Here is a 16,410-nt window from a genome sequence, read left to right as displayed (position 1 = left end):
GAGCTTCTCCCGCCCACCACGGCAGATCAAGAGGAGCAGGAATGGTCGAGCAAGGTCGGCTGAGGAATCAGCCACCGCTCGGAGACGCGGACGCGTCCCGGGACGAGGGGGGCACCCGATGAGGGCCCGCACACGAGAGACGGCGAGGCGCGGGGTCGCGATGACCGCGGCCGCCTCCCTGGTCGGTGGCCTGCTGGCCGCCAGCCCGTTCACCGGGGCACCGGTGGCGGCGGCCGTGCCGGGTCAGCCGGGGACCCCGAGCGCGCCGGTCGAGCTGTTCGTCGAGGATTTCGACAACCGCGCGCCGGACTCCAGCATCCTGCTCACCGAGTACGAGGGGGAGGAGGGCACCACCTACACCGCGGACCCCTTCTGGGTGAACAGGAACCTCTGCAACGGCTTCATCATCAACCAGACCAGCCCCCGCCAGACGGGTGACTGCAACGGTGCCGGCAACGAGACCTCCGGCACCAGCGTCTACAACCAGCTCACCTCGCTGCCCTACGCCCTGGGCCAGGTCGGCGGGTCGGCGGACAACTCCGCCAACGCCGCCGCGGCCTCCTACACCTCCGGCACGGGCGCTGACGACCTGGTGCAGTTCCAGACCGAGGAGCCCCTGGCCCTCGCGGCGGCCAACCGCTTCGTCACCTTCTCCGTCGACGCGGCCGCGGTCAACTGCTTCGCCGCCCACCCCGAGCTGCGCTTCTACCTCACCGAGGACGGCGGCGGTGAGATCCCGGTCTCCGACACCGCCATCGACCCCTGCGACGACCCCCGCTCGACGACCTTCGACGCGCCGACCGCCTCCGGCAGCACGATGTCGGTGTCAGCAGGGCGCTTCGCCGCGGACTCCTCCTACCTGGTGCAGGGCGACACCCTCGGGATCCTGCTCCGCAACGAGGAGGGCAACGGCACCGGCAGCGACGGCGCCTACGACAACATCCGGGTGCTGGACGTGTCTCCGCAGCTGGACAAGGAGTTCTCCCCGGCCACCGCCCGCGTGGGCGGCGTCTCGCGGCTGACGTTCACCATCACCAACACCTCCGAGCTGGCCGCGAAGGACGGGTGGGCGTTCACCGACACCCTGCCGGCGAACCTGCGGGTCGCGGACGAGCCGAACTTCGGCGGCACCTGCGAGGCGACGACCACGGTCAGCGACGACGACACCGCCATCGAGGTCGTCGACGGGCAGCTGGCTGCCGACGAGACCTCCTGCACCATCGGCGTCGACGTGACCTCCTCCACCGTCGGCAGCTACACCAACGACGCCGCCAACATCGGCGACGTCGTCGGGCTCAACGAGCCCGGGTCGACGACGGTGACCTTCGAGGACGTCCCGCCGGTCGCTTGTACCCCGGGCGGGACGCTGGTGGAGGTGGACCTGATCCAGAACCCGAGCTTCGAGAGCCGGACCCAGGACTTCCAGAACAGCTCCGCGGCGAGCACCATCAGCTACGCCACCGGGTGGTACGACAGCCACCCGACCGGTGGCCAGTACCACTACTTCTCGCCCACGTTCGACTCCGGCCCCAACGCGGCGACCATGCCGTTGAGGGCTGGCGCGGACGGCTACGCCTTCGAGGGTGGTCACTCCTCCGGTCCCGGCGCGGGCGAGGGTGCGACCAACACCCTGCAGGCCCCGCTCGACCCGCTGTCGACCTACGTCGGCTACTACTCGATCGCCGCTGGTGGCTACAGCCGTGAGGGCGACGGCTACATGCAGTTCTTCGGCGTGAGCGACCCGGCCGTCGGCAGCATCCCCAACCCCGCCGTGGTCGCGCCGACCGCGGAGAACTCCGAGGTCCTCTTCACCACGCCGGTGGCTGAGTTCGCCGGCGCGGGCGTCACCCCGCAGTGGGAGCGGATCCCGTTCACCCTGAACGCCAGCCAGGCGTGGGAGTACCTGCGGGTCGAGGTGCGTAACGCCGACCCCGCAGGTGACGGGACCGTCGCCGGTCAGACCTGGGTGAACTTCGACGACTTCCACCTGTTCGAGTGCCAGTTCGACGTCGACTTCGGTGACGCGCCGGAGTCCTACGCCACTCTTCTGGCTGACGACGCCGCCCGGCACAACATCGTGCCCGGTCTGCTCCTCGGCGAGGAGATCGACGACGAGACCGACGGTCAGCCCGGTGCTGCCGCCGACGGTGACGGCGCCGACGAGGACGGTGGTGCGCAGGTCAACCTGAAGAACGGCGTGCCCACGACCGTGACGATCTCGGCGACCAACACCACCGAGGAGCCGGCCACCCTGGCGGGATGGATCGACTTCGACGCCGACGGGACCTTCGACCCCGAGGAGCGACAGCTGATCACCGTGCCGGCCGGATCCGGTACCGCTGACTACACGCTGACGTTCCCGGCAGGGTCGGTCACCGCCGACACCTTCGCCCGGTTCCGCCTGTTCGCGGGCGAGGTCGCTGACCCGGGCCCGTCCGGTCCCGCCCTCGGCGGTGAGGTGGAGGACTACCAGGCGCTGGTGCGCTCGGTGGAGGTCGAGAAGGCCTCGACCCTCACCGCGGACTCGCGGCCGGGTGACGTGGTGACCTACACGGTGACCGCGACCAACACCGGTACCGCCGACTACACCGCCGAGGACCCCGCTGTGGTTCTCGACAGCCTGGCCGGTGTGCTGGACGACGCGACCCTCGACGAGGACTCGCTGACCGCGACGATCGACGACGAGGAGGCCGGGGAGACCGGCTTCGCCGAGCCGCTGGTGTCCTGGTCCGGTGCGCTGGCTGCCGGTGGGACGGTCACCCTCAGCTACGAGGTGACGCTGACCGGTGAAGGTGACCGGGTGGTGGAGAACGTCGCCTGGGTCCCCAACGACCCGACCGACGAGACCCCGGAGCCCCCGGTGTGCGAGGAGGGCGGGAACGACCCGGAGACCGGGGAGCCCTGTGCGACCACGTCCACCGAGCTGCCCTACCTCAGCATCGAGAAGTCCGCTGAGACCGACGACGGCACCGACCCGCAGGTGGGTGACACCGTGACGTACACGGTGCTGGCCACCAACGACGGTCCTGGTGACTTCACCGCGGAGGCCCCGGCCAGCGTGGTGGACGACATGACCCGCGTGCTCGACGACGCCACCCTGGTCGACGGCTCGCTGACCGCGACCGTGGGCGGGGCGCCTGTCGCCGCGCCGGTGGTCGTGGACGGCCGGCTCTTCTGGTCCGGGGCGCTGGCCGCTGACGAGGTCGTCACCATCGCCTACCAGGTGACCTACACCGGAGCCGGTGACGCCGAGCTGGTGAACGTGGCCTTCGGTCCGACGACCCCGCCGGACCCGGAGGGTCCGCCGCCGGTCACCCCGGTCTGCAGCCCGCGCGATGAGAACGGGCGTGACCCGGAGACGGGCCTGCCGTGTGACCTGGTGACCGTCCCGGCTGTCCTGCTGGACGTGACCAAGGACGTCACCCCGGCCGACGGCAGCACCGTGCTGCCCGGTGACGAGCTGACCTACACCATCACCTTCGACAGCCGTGGCAGCGCTCCTGCTCCGGTGGAAGGCTGGCGGGACCACCTGGCGGGGACGCTGGACGACGCCGAGATCGTGGACGCCCCGGTGGCCTCGGACGAGGCGCTGACGGTGTCCGAGATCGCCGACGGGGAGTTCTCCGTCGACGGGACGGTGCCGGCTGGTGAGGCGTACACGGTGACCTACACCGTGCGGGTCCTGCCCGACGGCGAGCGTGGGGACAACACGATCGGCAACTTCGTCCTCACCGAGGACGAGCTGCCGCCGCCTTCGGGCACCGTCTGCGACGTCGACGACCCGCGGTGCACCACCAACTTCGTGCCCGAGATCGTGGATGCCAAGTCCGCGGACCCGGCCGACGGCACCATGGTGGTCCCGGGCCAGCAGCTGACCTACACCCTCACCTTCAGCAACGAGGGCACCGGTGTGGGCAGCGTGGAGCGGGTCGACGACCTGACCCACGTGCTGGACGACGCCGACGTCACCTCCGCCCCGGTGGCCTCCGACCCCGCCCTGACGGTGGGTGAGGTCACCGACGGCCGGTTCGCGGTCACCGGTGACCTGGCTCCCGGCCAGACGGTCACCGTCGTCTACACCGTCACGGTGAAGGCCGCTGACGACATGGGTGACACCGTCCTGGCCAACTTCGTGATGGACCCCGACGGTGAGACGCCGGAGGAGCCGGTCTGTGAGGAGGGCGATGAGGACTGCACCAGCCACACCGCTCCGAAGGTGGTGGACTCCAAGTCCTCTGACCCCGAGGACGGCTCGGCCGTGCGGTCTGGTGACGAGATCACCTACACCCTGACCTTCAGCAACGAGGGCACCGCCGTCGGCACCGTGGACCGGGTCGATGACCTGACCCACGTGCTGGACGACGCCGAGGTGACCGAGGCACCCGAGGCGAGCGAGGGGGCCCTCACGGTCTCCGAGATCGTCGACGGACGCTTCTCCGTCACCGGTGAGCTGGAGGTCGGCCAGAGGGTGACCGTGTCCTACACGGTCACGGTCGCCGACGCTGGGGCCATGGGGGACGCCCAGCTGGCCAACTTCGTGATGGACCCCGACGGCGAGACGCCGGAGGAGCCCGTCTGCGAGGAGGGCGAGGAGGGCGAGGAGGACTGCACCAGCCACACCGCTCCGAAGGTCGTCGACTCCAAGTCGGTGGACCCGGAGAGCGGGACCGAGGTGCGGGCCGGGGCCGAGCTGACCTACACCCTGACCTTCAGCAACGAGGGCCAGGCCGACGGCGGGATCGTGGACCGGGTCGATGACCTGACCCACGTGCTGGACGACGCCGAGGTCATCACGGCACCTAAGGCAAGCGACGGGGCCCTGGAGGTCTCCGACATCTCCGAGGACCGGTTCTCCATCACCGGTGAGCTGGCCGCCGGTCAGACGGTCACCGTCACCTACACGGTGCAGGTGAACGAGGTCGGCGACCTGGGTGATGAGGTGCTGGCGAACTTCCTGCTCGACCCTGAGCAGGAGCCACCGGCTGAGCCGGTCTGCACCGACGGTGGGGACTGCACGTCCAACAACGTGGTCGAGGAGCCGCCGACCGACCCGAGCGAGCCGCCGGCTCCGGGCAACCCGCCCGCACCGGGCAACCCGCCCGCCCCGGCCGACCCGGGGAACCCGGCCAACCCGGGCTTCCTGCCGAACACCGGTGGTGGCTCCCTGCTGCCGCTGCTGCTCGGGCTGGGGCTGGCCACCACCGGCGGGCTGATCCTGGTCCGCCGTCGCCGCTCGGCTCTCTGAGCGGTGAGCACGGCAGGCCCGCCCTGCCGACGCAGTGACGGACGTCCCCCCGACCACCACGGTCGGGGGGACGTCCTGCGTCCGGGCACCGGTGGAGGCGGGGGCTACCCGGGGGCCAAATATCCGGGGGGAGGGGCTAAGTGCAGATCGAAGTACTGTCCCCCGACGGCTGGCAGCGGTAGGCAGGGGGCACGAGCCCGGAGCCCCCGGACTCCACACGACGACGTCCCCCGGTCCCCGAGCCCGGGGGACGTCCTCGCTCCGGGACGGCGGTCCGCGACGCACCCTCGCCGACGGGGTCGCGGGCCCTCCGCGCCCGGCGCCCCGCTGCGGCCGAGCCGGCACCGACCGATCGCGGACGACACGGTCGGCGGGACTCCGTAGACTGCCCGCTTGTGAACAGCGTCCCCGAGAAGCCCGTCCTCGAAGGGCTGGAGGCCACCTGGTCCCAGCGCTGGGAGGAGCAGGGCACCTACCGCTTCGGCCGGTCGACCTCGCGCGAGCAGGTCTTCTCCATCGACACCCCACCGCCCACGGTGTCGGGGTCGCTGCACGTCGGTCACGTCTTCAGCTACACCCACACCGACCTGGTCGCCCGCTACCAGCGGATGCGGGGCAAGGACGTCTACTACCCGATCGGCTGGGACGACAACGGTCTGCCCACCGAGCGCCGGGTGCAGAACTTCTACGGCGTCCGCTGCGACCCCAGCGTCCCCTACGACCCCGGGTTCACCCCGCCGGAGAAGCCGGACCCCAAGCGCCAGGTCCCGGTCAGCCGGCGCAACTTCGTCGACCTCTGCCACCAGCTGACGGCCGTGGACGAGCAGGCCTTCGAGGGGCTGTGGCGCCAGGTGGGTCTCAGCGTGGACTGGTCGACGCTCTACACGACCATCTCCGACGACTCCATCGCGGTCGCGCAGAAGGGCTTCCTCCGCAACGTCGCCCGCGGCGAGGCCTACATGTCCGAGGCGCCGACGCTGTGGGACGTCACCTTCCAGACCGCCGTCGCCCAGGCGGAGCTGGAGGCGCGGGACTACCCGGGGGCCTACCACCGGGTCTCCTTCACCCGCGCCGACGGCGGCGGTCCGGTCCACATCGAGACCACCCGTCCCGAGCTGATCGCCGCCTGCGTGGCGCTGATCGCCCACCCCGACGACGAGCGCTACGCCGACCTGATCGGCGGGACGGTCACCAGCCCGGTCTTCGGGGTCGAGCTGCCCGTGCACGCCCACCCCGCCGCCGAGCCCGACAAGGGCTCCGGCCTGGTCATGTGCTGCACCTTCGGCGACCTGACCGACGTCACCTGGTGGCGCGAGCTGCAGCTTCCGGCGCGCGTGGTGATCGGCCGGGACGGCCGTGTCCTGCGTGACCTGCCGGAGTGGATCCCGGCCGAGGGCGCCGGGGCCTACGCCGAGCTGGCCGGCAAGACGACCTTCAGCGCCCGCGAGGCCATGGTGGCGCTGCTGCGCGCCTCCGGCGACCTGGACGGCGAGCCCAGGCCCACCGAGCGGAAGGCGAACTTCTTCGAGAAGGGCGACAAGCCGCTCGAGATCGTCTCCACCCGCCAGTGGTACATCCGCAACGGTGGCCGCGACGCCGACCTCAAGGCCGCCATGCTGGCCCGCGGTGAGGAGCTCCGTTGGGTCCCCGCCCACATGAAGCACCGCTACGACAACTGGGTCGCCGGCCTGAACGGGGACTGGCTGATCAGCCGCCAGCGCTACTTCGGGGTGCCCTTCCCGGTCTGGTACCCGCTGGACGCCGAGGGCGAGCCCGACTACGACCGGCCGGTCCTGGCCGGTGAGGCGTCCCTGCCCGTCGACCCCAGCAGCGACTGCCCGCCCGGCTTCGAGGAGGGCCAGCGCGGGCAGGCCGGTGGCTTCATCGCCGACCCCGACGTGATGGACACCTGGGCGACGTCCTCGATGAGCCCCCAGATCGTCTGCGGCTGGGAGCGGGACCCCGAGCTGTTCGCCGCCACCTTCCCGATGGACCTGCGCCCCCAGGCCCACGACATCATCCGCACCTGGCTGTTCTCCACCGCGGTCCGGTCCCAGCTGGAGTTCGGCACGGTGCCCTGGCGCACCGCCGGCATCAGCGGCTTCGTCGTCGACCCCGACCGCAAGAAGATGAGCAAGTCCAAGGGGAACGTCGTCGTGCCCAGCGACGTCCTGGACCGCTACGGCTCCGACGCCGTCCGCTGGCGCGCGGCCATGGCCCGTCCCGGCCTGGACTCGCCCTTCGACGAGGCGCAGATGAAGGTCGGCCGCCGGCTGGCGATGAAGGTCCTCAACGCCAGCAAGTTCGTCCTCGCCGCCCCCGAGGCCTACGGCCTGGGCGCGGACGCCTCGCTGCTGGACCCGGCCCTGGTCACCGAGCCCATCGACGTCGCCCTGCTGACCCGGCTGGCCGGCGTCGTCACCGAGGCCACCGCCGCCTTCGACGCGTTCGACTACACCACCGCGCTCGAGGTCACCGAGCGGTTCTTCTGGGACTTCTGCGACGACTACCTCGAGCTGGTCAAGGTCCGGGCCCGCGAGGACGGGCCGGCGGCGACCTCGGCCCGGGCCGCCTTCGTGGTCGCGCTCTCGGTCCAGCTCCGCCTGCTCGCCCCGTTCCTGCCCTACGTGACCGAGGAGGTCTGGTCGTGGTGGCAGCAGGGGTCGATCCACCGGGCGTCCTGGCCGGTCGTCGACGAGCTCGGCCAGACCGGGGCGGACGCGGCGGTGCTGGGTGCGGCCAGCGAGGTCGTGGCCCAGGTCCGCGGCGCCAAGTCCAGCGCCAAGGTCACCCAGCGCACCGAGGTCGAGCAGCTGCTGGTCACCGGCACCGAGGAGGCGCTCGCCGCCTTCACCCTCGCCCTCGGTGACGTCCGCGCCGCCGGCAACGTGACCGGCGAGGTGGTCACCGAGACCGCCGGGAGCGGCCCGCTCACCGTCGTCGCCACGCTGCGCAACGAGCCCGCCACCGCCTGACCCGCGGGCCCGGGCGGCGCGGCCGGGTCGGGACCGGACATCGCGCCGCGAGCGCCCGGCGCGACGTCGACCAGCGGCAGGGGCCGGCCCGGTGGTCCCTCGACCGAGGGCACGGACCGGCCCGGTCCCCGTGGACCGACGGCCGGGGCCAGGACCCCGCCGGGCTCGGCCCGCCCGGCGGAGGACCTCCGGCGACTAGACTCGGGCCCATGCCCGCCGCCTGGAAGACCGCCCACCCGGCGTGCGCGGGCCCGAGCCGGGGCAGCCGCGTCGATGGCTGAGCCCGACGTCCACAGCCCCGCCCCCTCCGGGGTCGTGCCCGAGCACCGCGGCTGGGGGACCGTCCCCAACCTGATCACGCTGGTCCGGCTGGTGGTGTGCGTGCCGCTGATCTGCTGGTTGGTGCTGGGGACCGACGAGCGGGCGTGGACGGCGGTGGCGCTGGTCGTCTTCGGCGCCACGGACTGGGTCGACGGCTACCTGGCGCGTCGCACCCACACCGTCTCCGACGTCGGCATCTGGCTCGACCCGCTGGCCGACCGGCTCGGCATCACCCTGATCCTGCTGGCCATGACGGTGGCCGGGCTGGTGCCCTGGTGGATGCTGGGCACCGTCCTGGTGGTGGATGCCGTGGTGTTCCTGGCCGGTCTGGTGTGGCGCAGCCGGATGGCTCTGATGCGCGCCTCCTGGGCGGGCAAGGCGAGGACCGCGCTGATCATGGTGGCGCTGCCCGCGCTGCTCCTCGGGGACTCGACGCTGCCGGTGGCCGGGGCGCTGGCCCTGGTGGGGTTGCTCTGCTTCGGCCTCGGCGCCGTGCTGCACGCCCTGGCCGGGGTCGGCTACGTGCTCCGTCTGGCCGGGCGGCGGGGCGAGGAGCTCACGGCGGGGACGCCGCTGCTGTGACCGTCCCCCGGCGCAGCAGGACGAGGGCCGGGAGGACCACCCACACCTGGACGGGGTAGACGGCCAGGCGCTCCCAGAGACCGAGCGGCCCGTCGGTGACCACCCAGGCGGTGGTCAGCACGCTCCCCACCACACCAACCAGGCCGAGCACCAGCGCGGTGCGGCTGAGCCACGTCGACCGGCGCCGGAGCACCAGCGCCACCAGCACCAGGGCGGCGTTCCCGGTCAGGAAGGCCGGCGCCGCGACGAGCAGGTGCAGCTCCGGCTGGGTGTCCACCGGGGCGAGTCCGGTGGCCGCGATGCTCAGCCCGGTCAGGACCAGCAGGACGACCGCGGCCGCACCGGCCCGTCCGGTGAGCCACCCCCGAGCCGTCAGCGCGCCGGCGGCCAGGGCCAGACCGCTGAGCACCCATCCCGCGTTGGCCAGCGGGTGCCAGGGCGAGCACACCTGGCGGTCCCCGTCGGCGTAGGCCACCGGACCGCAGCCGACGGCGCCGAGGTCGGAGACCGTCTGCTCCAACGGGTTCCAGGGGATCGGCCAGGCCAGCGGCACCAGCACCTCCACCAGCAGCACCAGTGCCGTGCTGAGCAACCAGCCGACGGCGGTCACCAGTCGCCGGACGCCGGGCGCGCGGCTCACGGCCGCGCCACCGCGTCGGGTGGACGTCCCAGCGTGGTCACCGCACCTCCTGACGCCGCAGCTCGACCGGGGCCCCGCTCAGCCCCGCAGCACCTTCTCCATCGCCTTGCCCCTGGCCAGCTCGTCCACCAGGAGGTCCAGGTAGCGGATCTTCCGCATCAGCGGGTCCTCCACCTCCTCGACCCGGATGCCGCAGACCCTCCCGGTGATCAGGGACGTGCTCGGGTTCATCCGCGCCTCGGCGAAGAACCGCTCGAACGTGGTGCCGCCGTCGAGGTGGGCGCGGAGCGTCTGCTGGTCGAACCCGGTCAACCACTCGATCACCCGGTCGAGCTCCTCCTGGGTCCGTCCCTTCCGCTCCACCTTGGCGACGTAGTGGACGTAGACCGAGGCGACGCTGGTGGTGAAGATCCGGTGCACAGCGCGACCGTACCGAGGCCGGCCACCCCGCGGTAGCCCCGCAGGGCCACCGGGGGACGACTCAGCCCTTAACGCCGACGGAGGCGACGCCCTCCACGAAGTACCGCTGCCCGAAGGCGAAGATGATGATCATCGGCAGCGTCACCAGCAGCGAGGCGACCATCACGTACTGGTAGTCGCCCTGACCACCGTTGGTCGGGCTGTACAGGCTCATCGCGTGGGCGATCCCGAGCGGCACCGTGAAGTTCTCCACGCCGGTCGCGTTGAGGTAGATCAACGGGCCGGTGAAGTTGTTCCACGAGGCCTGGAACTCGAAGATGAACACGATCACCGAGGCCGGCAGGGCCAGCGGGAAGGCGATCCGGGTGAACAGCCCGAGCGCGGAGCACCCGTCGACCCGGGCCGCCTCGAACAGCTCCCGGGGCAGCGACAGGTAGAACTGCCGCATCAGGAAGATGTAGAAGCCGGAGCCGAACAGCGCCGCCCCCCACAGCGGGACCGAGGTGCCGAGCCAGCCCAGGTAGCGCCAGATCAGGTAGTTCGGGATCAGCGTGACCGCGCCCGGCAGCATCATCGAGGCCAGCAGCAGCCGGAACAGCCAGGTCTTCCCCGGGAAGCGGAAGTAGGCGAACCCGAAGGCCACCAGGGAGCTGGAGATGGTCATCAGCCCCGCGGACAGCAGCGCGATGATGATGGAGTTGCTGATCCAGGACAGCAGCGGCAGCTGGTTGAACACCTCGACGTAGTTGTCCCAGACCACCGTCAGCGGCAGCAGCCGGTTGTCGAAGATCTCCCCGCGCGGCTTGAGGCTGGCCGACAGCAGCCACACGAAGGGGTAGAGGAACAGCAGCGAGAAACCGCCCAGCAGGGTCCACTGCACCACCTGGGCGGCGGTGGAGGCGACCTTGTGCCGGGGTGGTCCGGCCCACTGGACGGTGTCGGTGGTGGCGCCCCGCCGGGGGGCGACGATGCGCTCGGAGGAGACCTCGGTGGCCATCAGCGTCCTCCCTCGTAGTACACGGTCCGGTTGCCGACCACCATCTGCACGGCGGTGATGCCGAGGATGATCACGAAGAGCAGCCAGGCCATGGCCGCGGCGAGCCCGAAGTTGAACTGCTGGAAGGCCTGCTGGAACAGGTAGACCCCGTAGAACAGCGCCGCGTCGGGGGCGTTGCTGTTCCCGTCGCGGTAGAAGAGGAGGTACGCCTGGTCGAAGACCTGCAGCGCGGCGATGGTGTTGACCACCACGACGAAGAACACGGTGGGGGAGATCATCGGGACGGTGATGCGGAAGAAGCGCCGCACCGACCCGGCCCCGTCCACCGCGGCGGCCTCGTGCAGCTCACGCGGGACGTTGCGCAGGGCCGCCAGCAGCAGCACCATCGACCCGCCGACACCCCACAGACCCATCACCACGATGGACGGCTTCACCCAGGACGGGTCCGACAGCCACTGGGGCCCCGGGATCCCGAAGAACTCCAGCACCGCGTTGATGGCGCCGGTGTTGCCGTTGAGCAGCAGCAGGAACACCGCGGCGGTGGCCACCGAGGGCGTCATCTTGGGCAGGTACAGCAGGGTGCGGAACAGCCCGGAGCCGCGCCGGACGTTGTTGAGCAGCAGGGCCAGCACGATGGCCAGCACCAGCTCGATCGGCACCGAGAGCACCACGAAGACGAAGGTGTTGACCAGCGAGGTGACGACCTTGGGGTCCTCCACCACCAGCCGGTAGTTGTCCAGACCGGCCGGGGTCTGCCGCCCGGTGGCCACGTTGTAGTCGTTGAAGGACAGCACCAGGCTCCAGGTCATCGAGATGACCGTGAAGGTGAGGAAGCCGATGAGCCAGGGGCTGATGAACAGGTACCCGGCCAGGGACTCCCGCCAGCTGTACTTCTCCTTGACCTTGCGCGGTCGGCCCCGCTTCGGGGCGGGTTGCGGGGTGGTGTCGGTGAGCTCCTCAGCGGCGCGGACGGTGTGAGCCGAGCTCACGAACCGGCCCTCGACTGCTCCCAGGCCCGCATCGACGAGGCCTGGGCCTCGGCCAGCGCCTCCTGCGGGGTGCTCTCGTCGGACAGGGTGACGATGACCGCGTTCTCCAGGTCGTTGCCGATCTGCTCACCCACCGCGGAGCCGCCCCGGGTCCTGGGGTTGCTGAGGATCTCGTAGTAGGTGTCGATGACCTGGTCGAACTGCTCGCTGCCCGAGTCGCCCACGAAGGCCTCACGGACGGCCTGGTCGGCGACCGGCGATCCGGTGAAGAGCCCGGTGTTGATCGCGCCCTCCTCCTCGACCGCGGCGGCGCGGGCCTCACCGGCGGCCATCCAGGCCTCCTGGGAGGTGACCTCGACGGCCCAGGCGCACGCGGCGGCGGGGTTCTCGGCCCCGCTCGGGATGGCGAAGGCGCTGCCGCCGGCGATGGCGACGGGCTGGCCGCTGGCGTCGGAGAGCGGGACCGCCGCGATCTCGATGTCGTCCTCGTAGTCCGAGAGCACGTTGACGTACCACTGGGCCCAGGTGCCGACCCCGATCTCGTCGGCGGAGTAGGGGTTCTCGTTGCCGAAGACGTCCTGGGAGTCCTTGAAGCTCTTGATCGCCGGGTAACCGCCCTGGGCGTCCATCAGCTCCTTCATCCAGGTGAGGGTCTCGACGTTCTCCGGCGAGTCGAGCGCGGGACGTCCGTCCGCCTCCTGCACCTTCCCGCCGCGGAGCACCATCCAGTTCGCGGCGGAGCCGGGGATGTCGGCGTCGAAGCCCAGGCGGGTGGGGTTGTCGCCGTCGAGCTCGGTGATCTGCTCGCCCAGCTCGACCATGGCCTGCGGGTCGGAGCTGTCGACGTCCTCGAGCGTGAGCCCGGCCTCCTCCAGCACCCGGGTGTTGACCAGCAGCGCCGCGGGCTGGAAGAACTCGGGCACGCCGTAGACGGCGCCGTCGTAGGTGACGTCGTCCACGGTCGGGGCGTAGAAGTACTCGCGCGGTGCGACCTGGTGGGCGGCGAAGCACTCGTCGATCGGCTGGACCAGCTCCTGGTCGGCCAGCGTGGCCACCAGGTTGCGGTCGGCGCGGATCAGGTCCGGCACGTCCCCGGCGGCCGCCTGGGCCGCGAACTTCTGGGTGTCGAAGCTGGTGGTGTCCAGGGTGATGTCGACGTCGGCCAGCTGCGCCTCGGCGTGGTCGGACCGGGCCTCGGCCACCTCGTCGGACGGGTTGTAGCCGCTGATGGCCAGCGCGCCGGTGGGGGCTGCGGCGAAGTCGACGCCCTGCTCGCCACCGCCACCGCCCCCGGGGGTGCCCGGGTCGGGCTGGGCGGCCGGGTTGCAGGCGGTCGCCAGGAGGCTGATGCCCAGCAGGGACGCCGCGAGGGTCGTCCTGCGGCGGGTCCGGCGGGGGCGAGCGACAGCGGTCGGCGACGGCGTCGCACGGTTGATGGGCGTGTTCGTCATGGCGTCCTCCTGGCCGCCGGCGCACCCGTGGCTCCGGCTGACCCACTTCTACCCCCGAGAAGCGCTTCTATCCAAGGACGCGGCCGTTACCCCGGAGGAGAAGTCGCCACACCGCCCGAGAAGTGATGGGGTGCTGGGATGGGCGAAGCCGTGGCACCCCGACACCCAGCCGAAGCCGGCGGGACGGGTCGGCGTGCCGAGTCCCCACCCGGGCCGGAGGACCGGCCGGCCGCCGGGGACCCCGCCGGAGGTCCGTCCTCCTCGCCGGTGACCGCCGAGCGCTCCCTCTCGGGTCCTTCGAGCGGGGCGGCAGGGGGACCGGTGTGGGTGGTGGACGGTGCCAACGTGGTGGGTAGCCGTCCCGACGGCTGGTGGAAGGACCGCCCGGGAGCGGCCTCGCGGCTGCACGCCCGGTTGGCGGGGTCGGTGGACGGCGGTGCCACCGCGGGGGCGTCGGTGGTGCTGGTGCTGGAGGGGGCGGCCCGCGCGGGGGTCGAGGAGGGCGAGCAGCAGCGGATCCGGGTGGTCCACGCCCCCGGCGAGGGCGACGACACCATCGTCGAGTGCGCCTCGTCGCTCCTCGGGGAGGGCCTCGACGTCGTGGTGGTGACGGCCGACCGCGGTCTCCGGGCCCGGGTCACCCCGCTGGGCGCCGAGGTGCGCGGCCCCTCGTGGCTCCCCTGACGATCACCGGTCCCGACGCCGGCGTCTGCTGCGCGGGTCCGTCACCGGCTAGATCTCGTCGGTGAACCGCTCGATCGCTGCGACCGTCCCGACCACGAGGATCTGGTCGCCGTAGCGGAGGGTGGTGGCGTTGTCGGCGTAGGTGAACCCGTCCCTGCCCTCGGGCTTCACCGACACCACGGTCACGTGGAAGCGGGCCCTGAGCCTGGACTCGCCGAGGGGGACCCCGACGAGGAAGCGGGGTGGTGCGGTCTTGACCAGGGCCCAGTCCTTGCCGATCTCGAGGTAGTCCTGCATCCGACCGGACAGCAGGTGCGCCACGCGCTCGCCCATCTCCTGCTCGGGCTGGAAGATGTGGCGTGCGCCGACCCGCTCCAGGATCTTGGCGTGCTGGGCGTTGAGGGCCTTGGCCCAGATGTCGGTGACACCGAGGTCGCTGAGCAGGGCGGTGGTGAGGATGCTGGACTGCTGGTCCACGCCGATGGCCACCACAGCGCGCTCGAAGTCGGCGACCCCGACCTCGCGCAGGGCGTCGATGTCGGTGGAGTCGACGGCGACGACACGGGTGAGGCTGCCGGCGAGCCGCTGGACGACCGACGGCTGCTGGTCGATGGCCAGGACCTCCGTCCCGCTCCGGTCGAGCTCGAGGGCCAGCGCGGTGCCGAACCGGCCGAGACCGATCACGACCACGGGTTCCTTGTGTCTAGCCAACGATGGTTCTCTCCTCTGGTAGCTGGTACAGCCGGGGACGTTCCCGCAGGGCCATCGCCGAGGCCACGGTCAGCGGACCGATCCGGCCGATGAACATCAGCGCCACCAGGACCAGCTGTGCCGGTACGGGTAGCGAGGCGGTGATCCCGGTCGACAGGCCGACCGTGGCGAAGGCCGACACCGTCTCGAACAGGATGACGTCGAAGCCCTGGGTGGTGAGCGCCGACATCGTGAGGGTGGCGAGGACCACGATGCCGACGCTGAGCAGGGCCACGGTGAGGGCCTGGCGCTGGTTGGCGGTCGGCACCCGGCGGGTCCCCACGTGCACGTCGCGCTCCCCCCGGGTCTCGGCCCAGATGACGTAGGCCAGCAGCCCGAAGGTGGTGACCTTCACCCCGCCCGCGGTGCCGGCGCTGCCGCCGCCGATGAACATGAAGATGTCGGTCATGAACAGCGTCTCGGGTCGCAGGGCGGCGATGTCGAGGTTGTTGAAGCCGGCGGTCCGGGGCATCACCGCGGCGACGAACGCGGCCACGAGCCGGTGCTCACGGTCCACCCCGCCCAGGGTGTCGGGGTTCGAGTTCTCCGCGACGACCATGAAGACGGTCCCCGTGACCAGCAGGACGGCCGTCGTGTAGACGGTGATGCGGGTCAGGACGCTCCACTGGCGTGGCCGCCGCCAGGTCCTCGCGAGCTCGAACCAGACCGGGAAGCCGAGGCCGCCGACGATCACCGCGCCGGCGATCGTGAGGCTGACCCAGGGGTCCTCGACGTAGCGCACCAGGCTGTCGGGGTGCAGGCCGAAGCCGGCGTTGTTGAACGCGGAGACCGAGTGGAACACCCCGCTGTACAGGGCCTGCGGCAGGGCCTGGCCATGACCCAGGGCGAACCTCAAGGTCAGCAGAGCGGCGACGACCGCCTCGACCGACAGGCTGAACAGCACCACCCGGCGCACCACCCGTCGGATGTCGGCGGCGGTGACCGCCTTGGTCTCGGTCTGCACCACCGAGCGCACCCGCAGGCCGACCCGGCGTGACAGCAGCATCACCACCAGGGTGGCCAACGTCATGATGCCCAGCCCGCCGGCCTGGATCAGCAGCAGGATGACGAGCTCACCGAACCAGGACCAGTACGTGGCGGTGTCGACCACCACCAGGCCCGTGACGCACACGGCCGAGGTGGCCGTGAACAGGGCGGTCACCCACCCGGCCCGCTGACCGTCCGCCGAGGCCACCGGCAGCGCCAGCAGCGCCGTACCCACCACGATCGCCAGGGCCAGCGCCACGGCGATGACCCGACTGGGATTCCGCAAGGCGTTCAACAGCGGCCGCTCGACGCGCACTCCAGCACCAGCGACACGGCCTCAACCTCTCACGGGCTGGTCCCACCTGCGCG

11 protein-coding genes are annotated in these 16,410 nt (G+C 71.4%); 4 read left to right on the top strand and 7 right to left on the bottom strand.

Annotated features, from left to right (window positions below; translation table 11 throughout):
- Nucleotides 1–160: 160 nt before the first annotated feature.
- The 3 genes from BLT52_RS03865 (at nt 161) to BLT52_RS03855 (ending at nt 9,123) form a co-directional block, all read left to right on the top strand.
- Complete coding sequence (locus BLT52_RS03865; protein WP_172803984.1) at nt 161–5,245, top strand: DUF7927 domain-containing protein; 5,085 nt, start codon at nt 161–163, stop codon at nt 5,243–5,245.
- A gap of 395 nt (nt 5,246–5,640) precedes the next feature.
- The gene (gene valS, locus BLT52_RS03860; RefSeq protein ID WP_090590814.1) at nt 5,641–8,220 is read left to right on the top strand and encodes a valine--tRNA ligase; all 2,580 of its coding nucleotides are present in this window, start codon (nt 5,641–5,643) and stop codon (nt 8,218–8,220) included.
- A 273-nt stretch (nt 8,221–8,493) separates the two neighbouring features.
- Entirely contained in the window at nt 8,494–9,123 is a 630-nt protein-coding gene (locus tag BLT52_RS03855) for a CDP-alcohol phosphatidyltransferase family protein (protein WP_090590812.1), read from the top strand.
- On the opposite strand, the gene BLT52_RS03850 is transcribed toward BLT52_RS03855, so the two are convergent.
- The 5 genes from BLT52_RS03850 to BLT52_RS03830 form a co-directional block, all read right to left on the bottom strand.
- The gene (locus BLT52_RS03850; RefSeq protein ID WP_090590809.1) at nt 9,098–9,763 is read right to left on the bottom strand and encodes a DUF998 domain-containing protein; all 666 of its coding nucleotides are present in this window, start codon (nt 9,761–9,763) and stop codon (nt 9,098–9,100) included. The two genes, BLT52_RS03855 and BLT52_RS03850, sit on opposite strands and share 26 nt — an antisense overlap.
- 78 nt (nt 9,764–9,841) lie before the next feature.
- The gene (locus BLT52_RS03845; protein WP_090590808.1) at nt 9,842–10,183 is read right to left on the bottom strand and encodes a DUF2200 domain-containing protein; all 342 of its coding nucleotides are present in this window, start codon (nt 10,181–10,183) and stop codon (nt 9,842–9,844) included.
- Nucleotides 10,184–10,244: 61 nt separating this feature from the next.
- On the bottom strand, nt 10,245–11,180 hold the full coding sequence (locus BLT52_RS03840) for a carbohydrate ABC transporter permease (protein ID WP_090590806.1): 936 nt from the start codon (nt 11,178–11,180) through the stop codon (nt 10,245–10,247).
- Nucleotides 11,180–12,169, bottom strand: a complete 990-nt coding sequence (locus BLT52_RS03835; protein WP_172803983.1) for a carbohydrate ABC transporter permease — start codon at nt 12,167–12,169, stop codon at nt 11,180–11,182. The genes BLT52_RS03840 and BLT52_RS03835 overlap by 1 nt, the downstream gene beginning before the upstream one ends.
- Nucleotides 12,166–13,620: an ABC transporter substrate-binding protein gene (locus BLT52_RS03830; RefSeq protein ID WP_090590805.1), complete on the bottom strand. Its 1,455-nt coding sequence runs from the start codon at nt 13,618–13,620 to the stop codon at nt 12,166–12,168. Before BLT52_RS03830 ends, BLT52_RS03835 begins: the two co-directional genes overlap by 4 nt.
- Before the next feature lie 321 nt (nt 13,621–13,941).
- On the opposite strand from BLT52_RS03830, the gene BLT52_RS03825 reads away from it, so the two are divergent.
- Nucleotides 13,942–14,304 (top strand): PIN domain-containing protein, encoded by a 363-nt coding sequence (locus BLT52_RS03825; RefSeq protein ID WP_090590802.1) that lies wholly within the window; start codon nt 13,942–13,944, stop codon nt 14,302–14,304.
- Between the two features lie 48 nt (nt 14,305–14,352).
- Here BLT52_RS03825 and BLT52_RS03820 read toward each other — a convergent pair whose 3' ends face one another.
- Entirely contained in the window at nt 14,353–14,994 is a 642-nt protein-coding gene (locus BLT52_RS03820) for a potassium channel family protein (protein WP_231946492.1), read from the bottom strand.
- Between the two features lie 13 nt (nt 14,995–15,007).
- Nucleotides 15,008–16,300: a TrkH family potassium uptake protein gene (locus BLT52_RS03815; RefSeq protein WP_231946491.1), complete on the bottom strand. Its 1,293-nt coding sequence runs from the start codon at nt 16,298–16,300 to the stop codon at nt 15,008–15,010.
- Nucleotides 16,301–16,410: the final 110 nt, after the last annotated feature.

The sequence above is a fragment of the Auraticoccus monumenti genome (genome assembly GCF_900101785.1).
GTDB lineage: Bacteria > Actinomycetota > Actinomycetes > Propionibacteriales > Propionibacteriaceae > Auraticoccus > Auraticoccus monumenti.
The sequence above is the reverse complement of the archived record's forward strand: the minus strand, read 5'-3'. Positions and strand labels throughout refer to the sequence as shown.

Excerpts from the sequence above, each read along its gene's own strand:
- BLT52_RS03855 (WP_090590812.1), top strand. The coding sequence starts at position 8,494 with ATGGCTGAGCCCGACGTCCACAGCCCCGCCCCCTCCGGGGTCGTGCCC.
- BLT52_RS03840 (WP_090590806.1), bottom strand. The coding sequence starts at position 11,180 with ATGGCCACCGAGGTCTCCTCCGAGCGCATCGTCGCCCCCCGGCGGGGC.
- BLT52_RS03865 (WP_172803984.1), top strand. The coding sequence starts at position 161 with ATGACCGCGGCCGCCTCCCTGGTCGGTGGCCTGCTGGCCGCCAGCCCG.
- BLT52_RS03830 (WP_090590805.1), bottom strand. The coding sequence starts at position 13,620 with ATGACGAACACGCCCATCAACCGTGCGACGCCGTCGCCGACCGCTGTC.